General features: G+C 66.5%; 17 protein-coding genes. 4 read left to right on the forward strand and 13 right to left on the reverse strand.

Features of this window, described 5'->3' with window-relative positions:
* Positions 1-899, reverse strand: an 899-nt coding sequence (locus VHL31_RS16260; RefSeq protein WP_329662280.1) for an SDR family NAD(P)-dependent oxidoreductase, incomplete at its 3' end; no start/stop codon positions are given.
* The gene (locus tag VHL31_RS16265; RefSeq protein ID WP_329662281.1) at positions 896-1330 is read right to left on the reverse strand and encodes a ribonuclease domain-containing protein; all 435 of its coding nucleotides are present in this window, start codon (positions 1328-1330) and stop codon (positions 896-898) included. The genes VHL31_RS16260 and VHL31_RS16265, both read right to left, overlap by 4 nt.
* A gap of 150 nt (positions 1331-1480) precedes the next feature.
* On the opposite strand from VHL31_RS16265, the gene VHL31_RS16270 reads away from it, so the two are divergent.
* Both VHL31_RS16270 and VHL31_RS16275 read left to right on the forward strand, forming a co-directional pair.
* Complete coding sequence (locus tag VHL31_RS16270) at positions 1481-1834, forward strand: helix-turn-helix domain-containing protein (RefSeq protein ID WP_329662282.1); 354 nt, start codon at positions 1481-1483, stop codon at positions 1832-1834.
* 47 nt (positions 1835-1881) lie between these two features.
* Positions 1882-2268 carry a VOC family protein gene (locus tag VHL31_RS16275; protein ID WP_329662283.1) on the forward strand — a complete coding sequence of 129 codons (387 nt, stop codon included), beginning with the start codon at positions 1882-1884 and terminating at the stop codon, positions 2266-2268.
* A 17-nt stretch (positions 2269-2285) separates the two neighbouring features.
* Here the strand turns inward: VHL31_RS16275 and VHL31_RS16280 are convergent, their stop codons facing one another.
* From VHL31_RS16280 to VHL31_RS16290, 3 genes are read right to left on the reverse strand one after another with little or no spacing between them, the layout of a single operon-like run.
* Positions 2286-3563, reverse strand: coding sequence for an amidohydrolase family protein (locus tag VHL31_RS16280; RefSeq protein WP_329662284.1), 1278 nt, complete (start codon positions 3561-3563; stop codon positions 2286-2288).
* A gap of 52 nt (positions 3564-3615) precedes the next feature.
* A complete protein-coding gene (locus tag VHL31_RS16285) occupies positions 3616-4500 on the reverse strand; it encodes a DMT family transporter (protein WP_329662285.1) in 885 nt (294 codons plus the stop codon).
* Positions 4500-5432, reverse strand: a complete 933-nt coding sequence (locus VHL31_RS16290; protein ID WP_329662286.1) for a DMT family transporter — start codon at positions 5430-5432, stop codon at positions 4500-4502. Before VHL31_RS16290 ends, VHL31_RS16285 begins: the two co-directional genes overlap by 1 nt.
* A 119-nt stretch (positions 5433-5551) precedes the next feature.
* Here VHL31_RS16290 and VHL31_RS16295 point away from each other — a divergent pair, with 119 nt between their 5' ends.
* Complete coding sequence (locus tag VHL31_RS16295; protein ID WP_329662287.1) at positions 5552-6046, forward strand: RT0821/Lpp0805 family surface protein; 495 nt, start codon at positions 5552-5554, stop codon at positions 6044-6046.
* A gap of 10 nt (positions 6047-6056) precedes the next feature.
* Here VHL31_RS16295 and VHL31_RS16300 read toward each other — a convergent pair whose 3' ends face one another.
* The 8 genes from VHL31_RS16300 to VHL31_RS16335 all read right to left on the reverse strand — a co-directional run bounded on the left by VHL31_RS16300 (position 6057) and on the right by VHL31_RS16335 (position 12979).
* Positions 6057-6515, reverse strand: a complete 459-nt coding sequence (locus VHL31_RS16300) for a GFA family protein (RefSeq protein WP_329662288.1) — start codon at positions 6513-6515, stop codon at positions 6057-6059.
* Positions 6516-6648: 133 nt separating this feature from the next.
* On the reverse strand, positions 6649-7680 hold the full coding sequence (locus VHL31_RS16305; RefSeq protein WP_329662289.1) for a histone deacetylase family protein: 1032 nt from the start codon (positions 7678-7680) through the stop codon (positions 6649-6651).
* Entirely contained in the window at positions 7677-8582 is a 906-nt protein-coding gene (locus VHL31_RS16310; protein ID WP_329662290.1) for a nitrilase-related carbon-nitrogen hydrolase, read from the reverse strand. Before VHL31_RS16310 ends, VHL31_RS16305 begins: the two co-directional genes overlap by 4 nt.
* A 176-nt stretch (positions 8583-8758) precedes the next feature.
* A complete protein-coding gene (locus VHL31_RS16315) occupies positions 8759-9826 on the reverse strand; it encodes a hypothetical protein (protein ID WP_329662291.1) in 1068 nt (355 codons plus the stop codon).
* Between the two features lie 362 nt (positions 9827-10188).
* The gene (locus VHL31_RS16320; protein WP_329662292.1) at positions 10189-10908 is read right to left on the reverse strand and encodes a cytochrome c biogenesis CcdA family protein; all 720 of its coding nucleotides are present in this window, start codon (positions 10906-10908) and stop codon (positions 10189-10191) included.
* 13 nt (positions 10909-10921) lie between these two features.
* Positions 10922-11317 carry a thioredoxin family protein gene (locus VHL31_RS16325; protein ID WP_329662293.1) on the reverse strand — a complete coding sequence of 132 codons (396 nt, stop codon included), beginning with the start codon at positions 11315-11317 and terminating at the stop codon, positions 10922-10924.
* A 76-nt stretch (positions 11318-11393) separates the two neighbouring features.
* Positions 11394-11942, reverse strand: coding sequence for a regulatory protein RecX (locus VHL31_RS16330; RefSeq protein WP_329662294.1), 549 nt, complete (start codon positions 11940-11942; stop codon positions 11394-11396).
* Complete coding sequence (locus VHL31_RS16335; protein ID WP_329662295.1) at positions 11939-12979, reverse strand: extracellular solute-binding protein; 1041 nt, start codon at positions 12977-12979, stop codon at positions 11939-11941. Before VHL31_RS16335 ends, VHL31_RS16330 begins: the two co-directional genes overlap by 4 nt.
* A 197-nt stretch (positions 12980-13176) precedes the next feature.
* On the opposite strand from VHL31_RS16335, the gene VHL31_RS16340 reads away from it, so the two are divergent.
* Positions 13177-14478, forward strand: coding sequence for a sorbosone dehydrogenase family protein (locus VHL31_RS16340; RefSeq protein WP_329662296.1), 1302 nt, complete (start codon positions 13177-13179; stop codon positions 14476-14478).
* The last annotated feature ends 10 nt before the right edge of the window (positions 14479-14488 follow it).

Genomic DNA, 14488 nt, shown 5'->3' on the forward strand with positions numbered 1-14488 from the left:
ATCTTGGAGCGGGCGGCCGCGTCCACCATGACCGTCTTCAGCATGTCCGTCAGGATCGAACCAGGCCCCACGCCGTTGACCCGCACGCCCTTGTCGGCCAGCGAGAGCGCCATGACGTTGGTGAGCTGGTTCAGCCCGCCCTTGCTGACGACGTAGGGTGTCTGGTTCGGGATCGCCAGCACACCGTTCACCGACGACATGTTCACGATGGCACCCTGTCCTTGCGCCGCCATCACCCTGGCCGCCGCCTGGCCGCACAGGAAGGCGCCTTTCAGGTTGACGCGCAGGACAGCGTCGAAATCGGCCTCTTCCAGCTCGAGAAAGTCGGCGGCACGGATGATGCCGGCATTGTTGACAAGCACGTCGAGCCGGCCGCCAAAGGCCACGGCAGCGTCGATCAGCCCCTGGGCGGACGCACGGTCCCCGACATCCGTCTCGTGGAACAGCGCCTGGCTGCCCTGCCGGCGAAGTGCCTCGGCCAGGGCTTCCCCTTGCGCACGATCGACATCGGCGATCACGACCTTGGCGCCCTCGGTGGCGAAGGCCTCGATGCAGGCGCGCCCGATCCCCTGGGCCGCCCCCGTCACGACCACGGTCTTGCCGGCAAAACGCATTCTCGCTCCGTTCCCATGCGGTTGCGAGGCCGAAGCCTCGATGACGAGCCGGGCGTCGTCGCGCTCGGCCGCCACGTCCTGCAGCACGCGAAGCACGGCGTCCAGGCCGCCATCGCGCCCCTGGTGCCAGACCATCTCGATCGGGCCCCGGACATCCGTGCGCAGGACGTCGAACAGGGCGTCGAGGTTGCGGATGCTGCCCGGCCCGCCGCCGATCGCCTGCGCCACGGCGTCGAACACCTCCTGGCGCCCGGCCAGCCCGGCGCCGATGACGATCCGGATCATTCGGGCACCTCGTGGAAGCTGTCATAGTGATCGACGGTGACGAAGATCAGCCGGTCGCTCGAGAACACGAGGCGCTTGGCGCCGCGGCGGCCGCAGTCGAAGTCGAGGTCCGCCTCGGTCCAGCGGCGCCCCCGGCGATCCGGCAGCCTGCCTTCCCGATTGCCGAATCGATCGCCGCCGATGGCGCGTCCTTCGGCGACGTCGCACAGGTCCTCGCCGGGCCGCCAGCCAAGGCGCTGCGCCTGCCGCTTGGTGATCCATCGCTCGGGCAGCCTGCCTTCGGTCCTGATCGTTTCCACGGCCGCAACGAAGCCGTCCAGGTCGCGCAAGCCCAGGCTTCGGCCGAACGCCCGCAGCTCCGCCTCGTCCGCGAACGCCGCGAAGGGCAGGAACAGCAGGGTCAGCAACAGGATGTGCAGGAGCTTGCGCATATACGTCCACCCGAGCGCCGTCTGACTGGACCGCTGCGGCCGATCGAGCCGGTCCAGCGGCATCCCGCTCATAAAGAACGCCGCGTCGCCCAAGGGATTTGCGACCCGGGGATGACGCGGCGTCAAGGTGGTACGTGCGACACCGATAAGATGGAACGCCAGCCGGCACATTTCAACGGCATCAACCACTTTCAAGCATCACAAACAGCGATCAACAGACACTGTCCGGTGATTGGCGGGACCTGCGGCATCACGGGACGTTGCGTCGCAGCACCAGCCAGGACTACCGGCGTGGGGGGCGGGGAAACTCCGAGGACTCACATGCTCACCCAACCGTTGATGACGGTGCGCGACGTGGCCGAGATGCTCAAGCTGAAGGAAAGCACGATCCGGCAGATGATCGCCGCTGGCAAGCTGCGTGCGATCAAGTTCGGCCGGGAGTGGCGGGTGACCCAACGCGATCTGGAAGCCTGCCTGGAGGCACACGCTTCGAAGGTCGCCTAGCAGCGCCACTCCAGCACCAGCGTCAACTTGGCCCGGGAGAGTGTCGGATGGCAAAACACGGTCGGTTCGTATGGAACGAGATCAACACGCGCGATCCGGAGGCGGCCAAGCGCTTCTTCGGCGCCACGCTCGGCTGGACGTTCCAGGCCGTGCCGCTGCCCGAAGGGCAGACCTACTGGCTGCTCCAGGCGGATGGCGAGGTGGTCGGCGGAATCTTTGACATGAGCGACCCCATGTTCGACGGCATTCCTGAGCACCTGATCGCCTATGTCGAGGTCGACGACGTGGATGCGCGGGTCCGCAAGGTGGCCGAGGCCGGCGGGCAGGTGCTGCGCGAGCCCTGGACCGTTCCTGGCTTTGGCCGCATCGCCATCGTGCGCGCGGTGGGCGGTGCGGTGATGGGCTGGAAGACGACCCTGCCCGAGGCCGGCTGACCAGCGGGTCATGGAGGTCAGGCCGGGGAGATGCCCCGGCCGAACGTCACCATCCCGGGCCGCCCCGGCACGTTCAGGCTGCTCGTCCTGGGCGCGGACCTCGCCAGGACCTTGCCGCCGCGGATCACGTGCAGCCTTGGCGGCTTGATCCGCACGGCTTCGACCGGGTCGGCCGCGTCCAGTACGATCAGGTCCGCCTTGCAGCCCGGCGTGAGGCCATAGCCTTCCAGGTTCATGATCGAGGCCGGGACCGAGGTGACCGCGTCGAAGGCGGACCGGATCTGGTCCATCGACGTCATGGGCACGGCATGCACGCCCATATGGGCGACTTCCAGCATGTCGCCCGAGCCCATCGAGTACCAGGGGTCCATCACGCAGTCCTGGCCGAACGCCACCGGCACCCCGGCCGCCTGCAGCTCGGGCACGCGGGTGAGGCCGCGTCTGCGCGGATAGGTGTCGTGGCGGCCCTGCAGGGTGATGTTGATGAGTGGGTTGCTGATCGCGGCCATCCCGCTTTCCGCGATGAGTGCGATCAGCTTGCTGGCGTAGTAGTTGTCCATGCTGTGCATGGAGGTGAGGTGCGAGCCGGTGACTCGGCCGCCCAGGCCCAGCCGCTGCGTCTCGTAGGCGAACTGCTCGACATGGCGGGAAAGGGGATCGTCGCTCTCGTCGCAATGGAGGTCGACCATCCGGCCGAGATTGGCGCCGAGCTCGCACATCTCGGTCACCGAGCGCCGGCCGTCCTCCATGGTCCGCTCGAAGTGCGGGATGCCGCCGATCACGTCGACGCCCAAGTCCAGCGCGCGCATCAGGTTCTGCATGGCAGTCGGCGAGCGGTAGAGCCCGTCCTGGGGGAAGGCGACGAGCTGCAGGGTCAGGTAGGATGACACGCGGGCGCGCAGCTCGACCATCGCCTCGACGCCGACCAGCCGGTCGTCGCACACGTCGACATGGGTGCGGATGGCGCCGATGCCCTGCGCTACCGCCATGTCGCAATAGCGCAGCCCACGCTCCAGCAGGGCTTCCTGCGTGAGAAGCGGCTTCAGCTCGTTCCAGAGCGCGATCCCTTCCAGGAGCGTGCCGGACCGGTTGAGCCGCGGGAGGCCGAGCGACAGGGTCGCGTCCATGTGGAAATGGCAGTCGATCAGCGGCGGGCTGACGAGGCGCCCGTCAGCGTCGATCTCCTCGAGCGCCGTCGCCTGGATGTTCGGTCCCACCGCCTGGATCAGGCCGTCGGAGATGAGGATGTCCACGCCGGTCTGGCCGTCCGGCAGGGTCGCGTTGTGGACGATCATGTCGAGCTGCAACGGGCGCTCACTTCCAAAGAGGTTCCGGCGAGAGGGCCGCTCAATCTTGCCGTGGGCGATCCTGCCAGACGATCAGGATACCGGCCATCACGATGAGCAGGGCGCCGAACAACATCCACATCGTCGGGCGGTCGCCCCAGACCAGCCAGCCGCTCAGCATGGTCAGCGGAATCGACACGTACTTGAACGGCGCGGCAAAGCTCATCTCGCCGATGCGGAATGCCCTGATATAGCAGAGATAGGCGCCCACGAGCAGCACGGCGCCGGCCGCGAGCAGGCCGAACTCAGGCAGGCCCGGAAGGCTGAGATCTCCCACCGAGGCCAGGCCGCCGCCCAAGGTGATCATGACCAGGGTCGTGATCGTGATCGAATCGGTGGGGATGTTCTTGTCGATCCGCCGGGTGACCAGATCGCCCAGTGCCTGAAGGAGGGCGGCCACCAGCGGCAGCACGACCCACCAGGAAGCGCTCGTGCCCAATGGATCGGTCACGAACAGCATGCCGGTGAAGCCCAGCAGCACAGCACCGATGCGCGCGCGGCCCAGCCGCTCGCCGAGTACCAGGCCGCCCAGGGCGACGCCCCAAAGGGGCGAGGTGAAGACCAGGGTGTTCGCGATCGCGATCGGCAGCTGGGCCACGCCGGACAGGTAGGCGAACACCACGGCGATCTCGATCAGTCCCCGGAACAGCACGAGCGGATGGGCCAGCGTGCGCAGGGACGGGCGCCATCCCCCGAGCCATGCGACCGCCACCACCAGGACGATGCTCATCAGGCCGCGCAGGAACAGGATCTCGGGGATGGTGATCCGCTCCGTCAGCAGCTTCACCAGCGTATCGCCGACCGACCAGAAGGCGACCGCGCCGATGACCAGGGCGGCAGCCCTGAGATTGTCCTTGCGGAGGGGAACGACCTTGCTTGGATCCATCAGGCCGCCTGCATCCGCACGCGCTCGCGGTAGAAGATGAGGCAGCCCGACGCCACGATGAGGAGCGTGCCGGCCAGGTCCCAGCGGTCCGGGACGTCCTGCCAGATCAACAGGCCCAGGATCATGGCGGTCAGGATCGACAAATAGCGGATCGGTGCCAGGAAGCTGATCTCGCCCAGGCGGCTGGCGCGGATATAGGCGAAGAGTGCCAGGGCCGTGATGAGGGCCGAGCCGCCCAGCACCGCCACGAGCGCGAGGGACACATTCGACCAGGGGGCCGCCGGGAGCGAGACGAAGCCGCTTCCCATCATGGCGCTGGCCGTGGAAACCGCCACAACGCCGCTCGGGAGGTCGTGGGGGAGCCTGCGAGTGACCAAGTCCCTGCCCGCGGACAGAAGTGCGGCCAGCAGGGGCAGCAGGAGGGCCGGCTCGAACGCCGTGGAGCCCGGCCGGATCGCGACCAGGATCCCGATGAAGCCCACGACCACGGCCGACCAGCGCCAGATCCCCACGCGCTCGCCGAGCACGGCGGCGCCGAGGGCGGTCGCCAGCAGCGGCGTCGTGAAATACAGGGCGGTCACGGTCGCGATCGGAAGGAGCATCAGCGACGTGAACATTGCCCAGGACAGGGTCGCCTCGAACAACGCGCGCACGAGGTTGGTGGGCTCCAGCACCTGCCGGGTGGACCAGATCGGCAGCTGCGACCGGAACACGATCAGGTAGATCAGGACCATGAACACCCCGCGCACGGCCAGGATCAGGCCGATCTGGGCGCCGCCGCCCGTCAGCACCTTCACCAGCGCGTCGTTGAGCGTGAACAGGGTCGACGCTGCCGCCATCAGCAGTGCGGCGCGAAGATTGTCGGTGGCGATAGGCAGGGTGGGCTCCGGCGCGGACGACGTCCGGTAGCCTGCCCGGGGAACGCATGGCAAGCGCGACCCTTGCATCCATCTGCGGGATGACAGCGTTCATTCAGGAAGAATGAAGTAGGATCCATCGGGGTCGGGTGGCCGGTCCGGACGGGCTGGCGTGACATGGTCGGAGAGGTGCGATGCGCAGGTTGGTGATGGCGACGCTGATGGCCGGATCGCTGGTCGGCTGCTCGACCGGGCCCAGCTACAATCTGTACGCCGACAACACCAAGTCGACCTGGGGCACCGTCCTGGGCGGTGCCGGTGGCGGGCTGCTCGGCGCCTCGCTGGGGGAGGATGCCGATGGCGACCGGGCGCTGGTCTACACGGCGATCGGCACGCTGCTCGGTGCGATGATCGGCAACTCCGTCGGCCAGTCGCTGGATGCGGCGGATCGCGACTATGCCGAGCACGCCGCCAGCGAGGCGCTGGAGTACAACCGCTCCGGCTCGGCCTCGTCATGGCGCAATCCCGACACGGGACATTACGGCTACACCACCCCGATCCGCACCTACGGGTCGAACGGCCAGGACTGCCGGGACTTCGAGACCACGATCTATGTCGACGGCCGGCCGGAGACCGCACGCGGGACCGCCTGCCGGCAGCCGGACGGCACCTGGCGCGTCGTCGGTTGAGGAGAGGCGATCAGGAGCCGGCCTGCTTCATGTAGGCTTCCGTCAGCCAGGCGAAGTCCTCGAATGCCGGCAGCTGCTCGTAGCTGTGGACGGCTGGCGTGGTTGCCCAGGGGAGCTTCTCGCTCGTCCAGGTCTCGACATAGGGCGTGAACCAGCCAGGGTTGTCGAGCATGGTCGGGCGGAGGTTGACGAACCAGTCCATGCCGTCCGCCCGCGTGAACATCCAGCTCTTGCAGTGCGGGCAGAAATAATGCCGGTGGGCACCGTGCAGCCCGCCGATGACGGGCTCGCCCTGCGTGACGGTGAACCCGTCTCTGGGAATGGCCGCACTGAGCGAGTAGGCGCTGGCGGACATGCGCTGGCAGCCCGTGCAGTGGCAGGCCATGGCGAGTAGCGGCGGCTCGCTGATCCGGATGCGGACCTGGCCGCAGCGGCAGCCGCCGTCCTGGGGAAATGGTGGATAGCTCATCGGCTTGCCTTCTCCTGAGCCGGCGATCGCCATGCCGCGATGTGAAGGCCGTGGATCGCGAGGGCGACCGTCCAGCGGTGGATCGGACCACGGAAGACCGGAACCATGGATGCCGGTCGGTGCCTCCGCCCCGCTACCCTTGCTCGAAGCCCTCCAGCACGCCCACCGCGTTCACCCCGATCTCCTCGACCGCATAGCCGCCTTCCATGACGAAATGGGTCGGCAGGTCCAGGCGCGCGATCCGGCGGCCGATCAGCGGGAAGTGGTCCGTTTCCAGCCTGAAATGCGAGATCGGGTCCTTGGCGAAGGTGTCGACGCCCAGCGAGACCACGACCGCGTTCGGCCGATAGGCAACCAGGCGGGCGCAGGCCGCTTCCAGGGCCTCGTTCCAGGACGGCCAGGCGGTGCCCCAGGGGAGGGGATAGTTGACGTTGAAGCCTTCGCCCGCCCCGGCGCCGGCCTCGTCGGCATGGCCGAGGAAATAGGGATATTCCTGCTTCGGATCGGCGTGGATGTTCAGGACCAGCACGTCGGCGCGGTTGTAGAAGATTTCCTGGGTGCCGTTGCCGTGATGGTAGTCAACATCCAGGATTGCCACTCGGTTGGCGCCCTGGTCCAGCAGGTGCTGGGCGGCGATGGCGGCATTGTTGAAATAGCAGTAGCCGCCGAAAAAGTTGCTGCCGGCATGGTGGCCGGGCGGGCGGCAGAGCGAGAAGATGGCACGCTCGCTGCCGCGTGCGATGGCGGCGGCACCGGTCAGGGCGACGTTGGCGCCGGCGCGGATCGCCCGCCAGGTGCCGCCGGTGATCGGCGTGCCGGCATCGATTGAGTAGTAGCCGAGCTTGCCGTCGATCGCGTCCGGCAGGACGCGGCGCAGCCCCGGCGTGGGCCAGACCAGCGGCAGGGCGTCATAGTTGCCATGCACCTTGACCCACTCGTCCCAGGCGGTTTCGAGGAAGGCGACATAGTCGGGGGCATGAACCCGGCGGATCGGTTCCAGACCGAACTCGACCGGCGCCTCGACGGGGCCGAGCCCGACCGCCTCGACCCTTGCCCGCACCAGTTCCGCGCGCTCCGGCTTCTCGAAGCAGGGCTGCAGCTGCCCGTCAATCAGTTCGGAGCGTCCGTGGTGCAGGGCATGGTCCGGGCTGAAGATCGTCCTCACGCACGGTCTCCGATGGTCACTTCCTCCACCTTCACATGGCCGGCGGGCCAGGGCCCGGGCCAGACCTCGAAGCCTTCCCGGCGGCGACGGCGGATCTCGCCCACCGGCAGGTCGCGGGCGATCAGCACGTCCCCGCCAGCATCGCGCGGCTCCAGGAAGGCGAAGATGCCGGTGTCGCCGAACATGGCCTCGCAGGGGCCGTAGACGGCAGCGCCGCTGAAATTGGTGCGGGGTTCCGGCAGGAGTACCGTGCCGACGCAGCCGACAACGCCCACCAGCGTGCCGAGCTCGATCGCGCGTGCCTTGGCGCAGCCGAACACGCGATGGTAGCCCGACCGCTTCGCCGTGTTCGAGGGGACGAGCAGCAGGTCGATGTCCAGGCCGGACAGGATCGTCGACAGGGCGGGCAACTCGACGTCGAGACAGATCAGCATGGCGATGCGCAGGCCTCGCCAGGTGGCGACGCGAACGGTCGAGCCGGTCGCCAGCGCCCAATCGTTCGGGTCCTTCTCGGAGGGGACCAGGCAGAGCTTGTCGTGGGTGAGCAGCGTGCCGTCGGGGAAGACCATGTAGGCGCGGTTGACGAAGCCCGCGCCCGCGGCGGCCGGTCCCGACCAGGTGCCAGCCACGAGCGCCACCCCATGCCGGGCCGGCAGGTCCCGCACCCTTTCGAGCAGGCCGGCACCCGTTTCCGCCATGAACCGGGGCTCGTCGTTGGGCTTGAGCGACGTGCCGCCCCACAGCAGCGTCTGCTCGACGTTCCATTCCGGCAGCACCAGGATTGACGCCCCGGCCGCAGCGGCCTCGGCCATCCTGCGGTCGATCCGCGCCGCCAAGACGTCGAGGTCGGCCGGCTGGTCGCCTGCGTCGTAGGCCCAAAGGGCCAGGCTGATCCGCTCCACCACGCTCTCCCGCCAACTGTGCGACGGCGGTCGCTATAGCGGGTGGTGGTGTTCGGTTAAAGGATGGAGGGGCCAAGTTCGGCAGCGAAGGATTCGTCCCTGCTCCGAAAAGAATGAGGCAGGGACATCGCCCTGCCTCATGCTGAGCCTCAAGGGAAAGATCCCCCTGGTCCCGCTTAGCTCTCTAGCTTGCAGACAACCGCATGAGCGATCACCCATGCACCATCGTAAGGCGCGCTGGACGAGGTAAGCGGAAGTGTGACGCTGTAGCCGTCCACCTCAGGATCGAAATACTGCGTGTGACCATACTGGCCGGGCGCCACAGTCGTAGGCTTGGCGTCGTCGGCGTAAACGTGCAGCTCCTTCATCACGAAACCATCGAACAGATCATACGTAATGGTAGCTTCCGAACCATCCCACGTGATGGCCAACTGACCAACCTTGGTGCCGTTGCTCGTCCTATTGAGGCCTGCTCCGGCCCAGATGTCATAGTAGTTCGGGGTTCCTGAAGTTGTGTTGACCAAGTTGATCGCCCAACCCCAGCGATTCTTGCTGAGCCTCAGGCTATCGAGGCTTTCTGGGTTGCTCTTGCTATCAGTCGTGAAGACAAACTGACCCTTGGCGAAGGCGGTCTGGCAGTTCTCCAGGACAGGGGTTCCTTCGTCACAGCATACGCTGTAGACGCCATAGTACCACCAGCGACCCGGCTCCTCGACGTTGATTGGTTTGTCGCCGCCAAACGCTGTCTGATCCGCCGTATTGCCACCGGAGTCCTCGACGTTTTTCACCTCAGCGTGAGTTACGACATATAGTTTTAGGCCGCATGCCTTAGTGATGTCTGTAATAGAGAGATCAGCTAGTAGAATCTTGAAAGTATATTCGGTTGTTCCGGTTGCATCGGGAAAAGGAGATTTGCCGGTGATGAATGGGAACTGGCCCGGGATCGGTATCCCAGCATTAGGTCCATTCTTCACTGCCGGAAGAAGGGTCAGATCCGTACCAGCCCAGAGATGAAGCGTTCCGAACTTCGCAGTGGGCTGAGTAGTCGTATCCAGCTTGTAGGTCACGTATAGGTAAGTCGTGTCATTGCTGACGGTCACCGTGCCGACCTTGATGGTCTGGCCGGCTGTAAGATCCCATACAGTTGGGACGCATGTTGCTTGTGCGAGACTGATGCCTGTACTTGACGCTACAATAGCAGCAGTCAGAATAGTCGTCGAACGCAGTAAGGAGCGCCTCAACATTTAATTTTCCTCCCGCCGGAAATATCGGTCAACAATGCCTGTCGCAGGCGGAGCACATATTATAGTTGGCTCAGAATTGCTGGCCAATTTCCGTGCTGTACCAATCTCGTGCACTCAAAACTTAATCGAGTATGCACGGCGATGTCAGGGTAGTTTACTCCTGTACTATGACGCAAGAGGAATTGTCGCCTTATGGTTATGCACTTGTCTGCAGATATACACTATAGAAGTGTATTACACGCGAACCTGCAAACGATGGTAGGCATCGCCGGGCTTGCCCGCGGCTCAGACGACCGAAGCACAGGGCGTGACACACTGGCGGAATCGCAGTGGTCGGAAAGTCCAGGTGGTTATTTCCTGATCTAGAACCGGGTCGTCAGCTCGGTCAGCCATGCCGGCGAGGCATCGACCAGGATGGTCTCGATGCGCTTGTCCAGGCCCGTCAGGACGGCGGTGCCCATGACCAGCAGCAAGATGCCGAGCGCGATCTTCGCGCCGTTGCCGGTGCTCTGCAGCCGGCGGCGCCAGCGCAGCATCGCCTCGCGGGACAGCGTCCCCAGCAGGAGCAGGGGCAGGGCGGCGCCAATGCCGAACGTGAGCATGGTCGCTGCCACCGCGGGCAGGTCCTGGCCCTGGGCGGCCAGGACGGACGTCGCGCCCAGGGTCGGGCCGACGCAGGGGCTCCAGACGGCACCGAGCAGCAGGCCCACGCCGAACTGGCCGCCGAGGCCCGTGCTGGAGAAACCGCCGAAACGATGCTCCGTCCAGCCCCCGAGCGAGCCGGCAGCCACGGCGAAGCGTGCCTGGAGCGGCGGCATCACCAGGACCAGGCCGATCGTCAGGATCATGAAGGCGGCGAAGTAGCGGAACAGGCCGGCATCCAGGCCGATGGAGAAGCCGATCGTGGCGACGAACAGGCCGACCGCGACGAAGGACAGCGCCAGGCCAGCCGCCAGGGCGGCCGGGCCATAGCGGTGCTCGCTGGCGGCGGTGCCGAGCACGATCGGCAGCAGCGGCAGCACGCAGGGCGAGAGCACCGACAGGATGCCGGCGAGCAGGGCCAGGCCCAGGGTCGCGATCATGGGATCGTGGTGCTCAGGCGGTCTTGCCGAGCAGAGCGGCGATCGAATCCTGGTTCGTGTCGCCCACCGAGCGGCCGACCTCCTGGGCTCCCTTGAACGCGATCAACGTGCTCTGCATCCGGGCGCCCAGGCTGCGAACGACGTCCTTCTGGCTGTCGAAGTCGACCTCGAGGATCACGAGGTCGGCGAATTCGGGCCGGGCCGCCAGCTCCTCCAGGATCGGCCGCTGCGCCTTGCAGGTCGGGCACCATGGTGCGGTGATGTCCACCAGGATCGGCTTGCCCTGTTCCTGCGCCTTGGCGAAGGCCTGCTCCGTATAGGCCATCGTCTCGGCGGCGAATCCGGCGGCGCTCCAGACGCAGAAGGCCGGCACGGCGAGGGCAAGGAGGAGTCGACGGCTCAGTGGCATGGAGCGCTCCAGCTTCCGGGATGAAGAAGTCGTTCATCCCTACGCTGGGGATCGGCTTACGGTTACATCGTCGCGCTCAGGGCTGGTCCGGGGGCTCGTCCAGGGCGGCACGTGCGATCTCCATGGGGAAGCCGTGGCCGATCAGCTTGGCGAGGTCGGCGCGGCGATATTGCGCGCGTTCCTCCTCCGGCCGATGCCAGCCCAGCCGCCGCTTGCGCACGAAGGCAGCCGCCGCGGCCGCTTCCGGCTCCGGCACCTCGTCCGTCAGGGACTCGTAGGCAGCCTCGACGGTGGTGCGATCGACACCCTGCCTCGCCATGTGATGCCGGATGCCCAGCTTCGACACGCCCCTGGCCACGAGGCTGCGTCCACGGCCGCGGGCGAACGCCGCATCGTCGACATAGCCCAGCTCCGCCAGGCGTTCGATCGCCCGGTCGATCGGCCGCTCGTCGATCGCGGTCGGATCGGCCGACGGGTCGGGCGGACGAAGCTTAGCCAGCTTGCGCAGCAGCACGCGGCGGACCGAGGCGCGGCTGGCCGAGATGCGGGCGAGGTAGCGCAGCCCGGCCGTGAAGAGTTCCCGGACGAGCTTCGCCTCGTCCGGATCGACCTCGGATTCGCTCACTTCTTCAGGCGCGTGAACACCCGGTTGCGCAGCTCGCGGGTCTTCTCGCCGCACTCGCGCGCGGGCTTGAGCCGGTCGGCATATTCGGGCGGGGCGACGACGGCCGGGTCATTGGCCAGGGCGGGCTCCATGAACTCAGTCGATCCCTTGATGCCATTGTTGTAGCCGGTGAAGTTGGATGCCTGGGCAATGTTCTCCGGCTTCATCATCCAGGCCAGGAACTTCCTGGCGCCCTCCTTGTTCGGCGCGCCCTTCGGGACCACGAAATTGTCCTGCCACATGGTGATACCCTCCTTGGGGTATACGTAGATCACGCTCGGCTTGTTCATCTTGGTGCGGTGCGCCGAACCGTTCCACTGGTGATGCATGATCACCTCGCCGGCGGTCATCCGCTCGATGGCACCGTCGGACTGGTACATCGCCAGGAAGGGCTTCTGGTTCTCGAGCACGGCCAGGATCTTCTGGGCGTCCTTGCTGTCCTCGCTGCAGACATCGATCCCGGTGAAGTAGGCGGCCGCGTTCCAGAGCTCGACCTCGTCGTTGAGGGCGGCGATCTGGCCCCTCAGCTCTTCGGGCGGCTCGAAGAAGGATTTCCAGCTTTCCTCGAGCTTGCCGCCCGGTACACGGGCGCTGTCGTAGGTGAAGCCGGTCGTGCCCCACATGTAGGGTATGCTGTACTGGCGGCCGGGATCGAACCAGGGGTCGGTGAACTTCTCGTCGACGTTGGAGAAGCCATCGAGCGTTTTCGCGTCGAACGGTTCCAGCAGGTCGGCCTGGATCATCGTGCCGACCATGTAGTCGCTCGGCACCACGACATCATAGCCCGTGGCCCCTGCCTGCAGCTTGGCGAGCAGAGTCTCGTTGGAGTCATAGACGTCCAGGACGACGGTCGTGCCGGTTTCCGCCTCGAACTTCTTCAGGAGCTCCGGCGGCGTATAGTTGGTCCAGCTGTAGAGATTGACCGTGTCGGCCTGCGCGCCGGCGGTCCCACCGACCAGCAGGGCGACGGCCGCAGTCGTCGCCAGAAACTTGTTCATCCCTGCTCACCCTGTGTCGAGCCCTGTCCCATCGCCCACGATCTTGGCGACGGATGCGGCGGGACGGAAGCGGATTGATGGAGAGGCCTCGCTCGCGGACCGACGGATCGGACGCAGAATGCCCCACCTGCCGGCTTCTCCGGTTCCAAGGATGACGGGCTTTGGCTAGCGTCGCCCGCGGCAAAGAGGGGAACGCCATGAATCTGATCGGCCTTGTCGGCCGTTTCATCGCGCTGGTCGGGTCGGGCACGGTCCTGGTCCGGCACCGGGGCGGCCCGCCAGCTGTGCAGGCCGTGGGCACCACGCCGGCGATCCCGCCAGCCAGGTCCCAGGGCAGCATCCCGACGCTCAAGATGCCGACGGCCAAGGGATGGCCGCAGGGGCAGACGCCGGTGGCGGCGCCAGGGCTCAAGGTCAATGCATTCGCAACGGGACTGAAGCATCCGCGCTGGATCCAGGTGCTGCCCAACGGCGACGTGCTGACCGCCGAAGCGCTGACCATCGCGAACCCGATCAAGGGTGCCGTCGACCTCGCCATGTTCAGCACGATGCAGCGGGCCGCGGCCGTGGGCGAAAGCCCGAACCGCATCACCCTCTTGCGCGACAAGGACGGGGACGGCGTGGCCGAGACCCGGAGCGTCTTCCTGGACAAGCTGAACCAGCCGTTCGGCATGGCGCTCCTGGGGAGCACCTTCTATGTCGGCAACACCGACGGCCTGATGGCCTTCCCCTACGACGCCGGTGCCGACCGCATCACCGGGCCCGGGCGCAGGCTGACCCAGTTCAAGCCAGGCGGGCACTGGACCCGCAGCATCCTGCCGAGCCCGGATGGCTCGAAGCTGTATATCGGCGTGGGCTCGCTCAGCAACATCGCCGAGAACGGCATGCAGGTCGAGGAAGGCCGTGCTGCGATCTACGAGTTCGACGTGGCGAGCGAGACGAGCCGCATCTTCGCATCGGGTCTGCGCAATCCTGTCGGCCTGGCCTGGGAGCCGACCACCGGCGTCCTCTGGACTGTGGTCAACGAGCGCGACGGCCTGGGCGACGAGACCCCGCCCGACTACCTGACCTCGGTCCAGGACGGCGGCTTCTATGGCTGGCCCTACTGCTACTGGGGCAAGACGGTGGACGACCGGGTACCGCAGGACCCCACCCTGGTCGCAAGAGCCATCCAGCCCGACTACGCCCTGGGCGGTCACACCGCGTCGCTCGGCCTTTGCTGGCTGCCGGCCGGTACGCTGCCCAACTTTCCCGACGGCATGGTGATCGGCCAGCACGGCTCCTGGAACCGCAGCAAGCTCAGCGGCTACCGCGTCGTGTTCGTCCCCTTCGAGAACGGGCGCCCGTCGGGCCCGCCGCGCGACATCCTGACGGGCTTCCTCGCACCTGACGAGAGCGTGTCCTATGGCCGGCCCGTGGGCGTGACGATCGGACCGGACGGCTCGCTGCTGATAGCAGATGACGTGGGCGACGTGATCTGGCGCGTGACCGGCGCGTAGTTCCGGTTGG

The organism is Geminicoccus sp. (assembly GCF_036263595.1).
GTDB lineage: Bacteria > Pseudomonadota > Alphaproteobacteria > Geminicoccales > Geminicoccaceae > Geminicoccus.

What these genes read in the sequence shown, in the direction of transcription:
- VHL31_RS16335 (WP_329662295.1), bottom strand. Translation starts at nt 12,979, where the DNA reads ATGAACAAGTTTCTGGCGACGACTGCGGCCGTCGCCCTGCTGGTCGGT.
- VHL31_RS16275 (WP_329662283.1), top strand. Translation starts at nt 1,882, where the DNA reads ATGGCAAAACACGGTCGGTTCGTATGGAACGAGATCAACACGCGCGAT.
- VHL31_RS16265 (WP_329662281.1), bottom strand. Translation starts at nt 1,330, where the DNA reads ATGCGCAAGCTCCTGCACATCCTGTTGCTGACCCTGCTGTTCCTGCCC.
- VHL31_RS16320 (WP_329662292.1), bottom strand. Translation starts at nt 10,908, where the DNA reads ATGATCGCGACCCTGGGCCTGGCCCTGCTCGCCGGCATCCTGTCGGTG.
- VHL31_RS16325 (WP_329662293.1), bottom strand. Translation starts at nt 11,317, where the DNA reads ATGCCACTGAGCCGTCGACTCCTCCTTGCCCTCGCCGTGCCGGCCTTC.
- VHL31_RS16280 (WP_329662284.1), bottom strand. Translation starts at nt 3,563, where the DNA reads ATGATCGTCCACAACGCGACCCTGCCGGACGGCCAGACCGGCGTGGAC.
- VHL31_RS16300 (WP_329662288.1), bottom strand. Translation starts at nt 6,515, where the DNA reads ATGAGCTATCCACCATTTCCCCAGGACGGCGGCTGCCGCTGCGGCCAG.
- VHL31_RS16295 (WP_329662287.1), top strand. Translation starts at nt 5,552, where the DNA reads ATGCGCAGGTTGGTGATGGCGACGCTGATGGCCGGATCGCTGGTCGGC.
- VHL31_RS16340 (WP_329662296.1), top strand. Translation starts at nt 13,177, where the DNA reads ATGAATCTGATCGGCCTTGTCGGCCGTTTCATCGCGCTGGTCGGGTCG.
- VHL31_RS16270 (WP_329662282.1), top strand. Translation starts at nt 1,481, where the DNA reads ATGGAACGCCAGCCGGCACATTTCAACGGCATCAACCACTTTCAAGCA.
- VHL31_RS16285 (WP_329662285.1), bottom strand. Translation starts at nt 4,500, where the DNA reads ATGGATCCAAGCAAGGTCGTTCCCCTCCGCAAGGACAATCTCAGGGCT.
- VHL31_RS16315 (WP_329662291.1), bottom strand. Translation starts at nt 9,826, where the DNA reads ATGTTGAGGCGCTCCTTACTGCGTTCGACGACTATTCTGACTGCTGCT.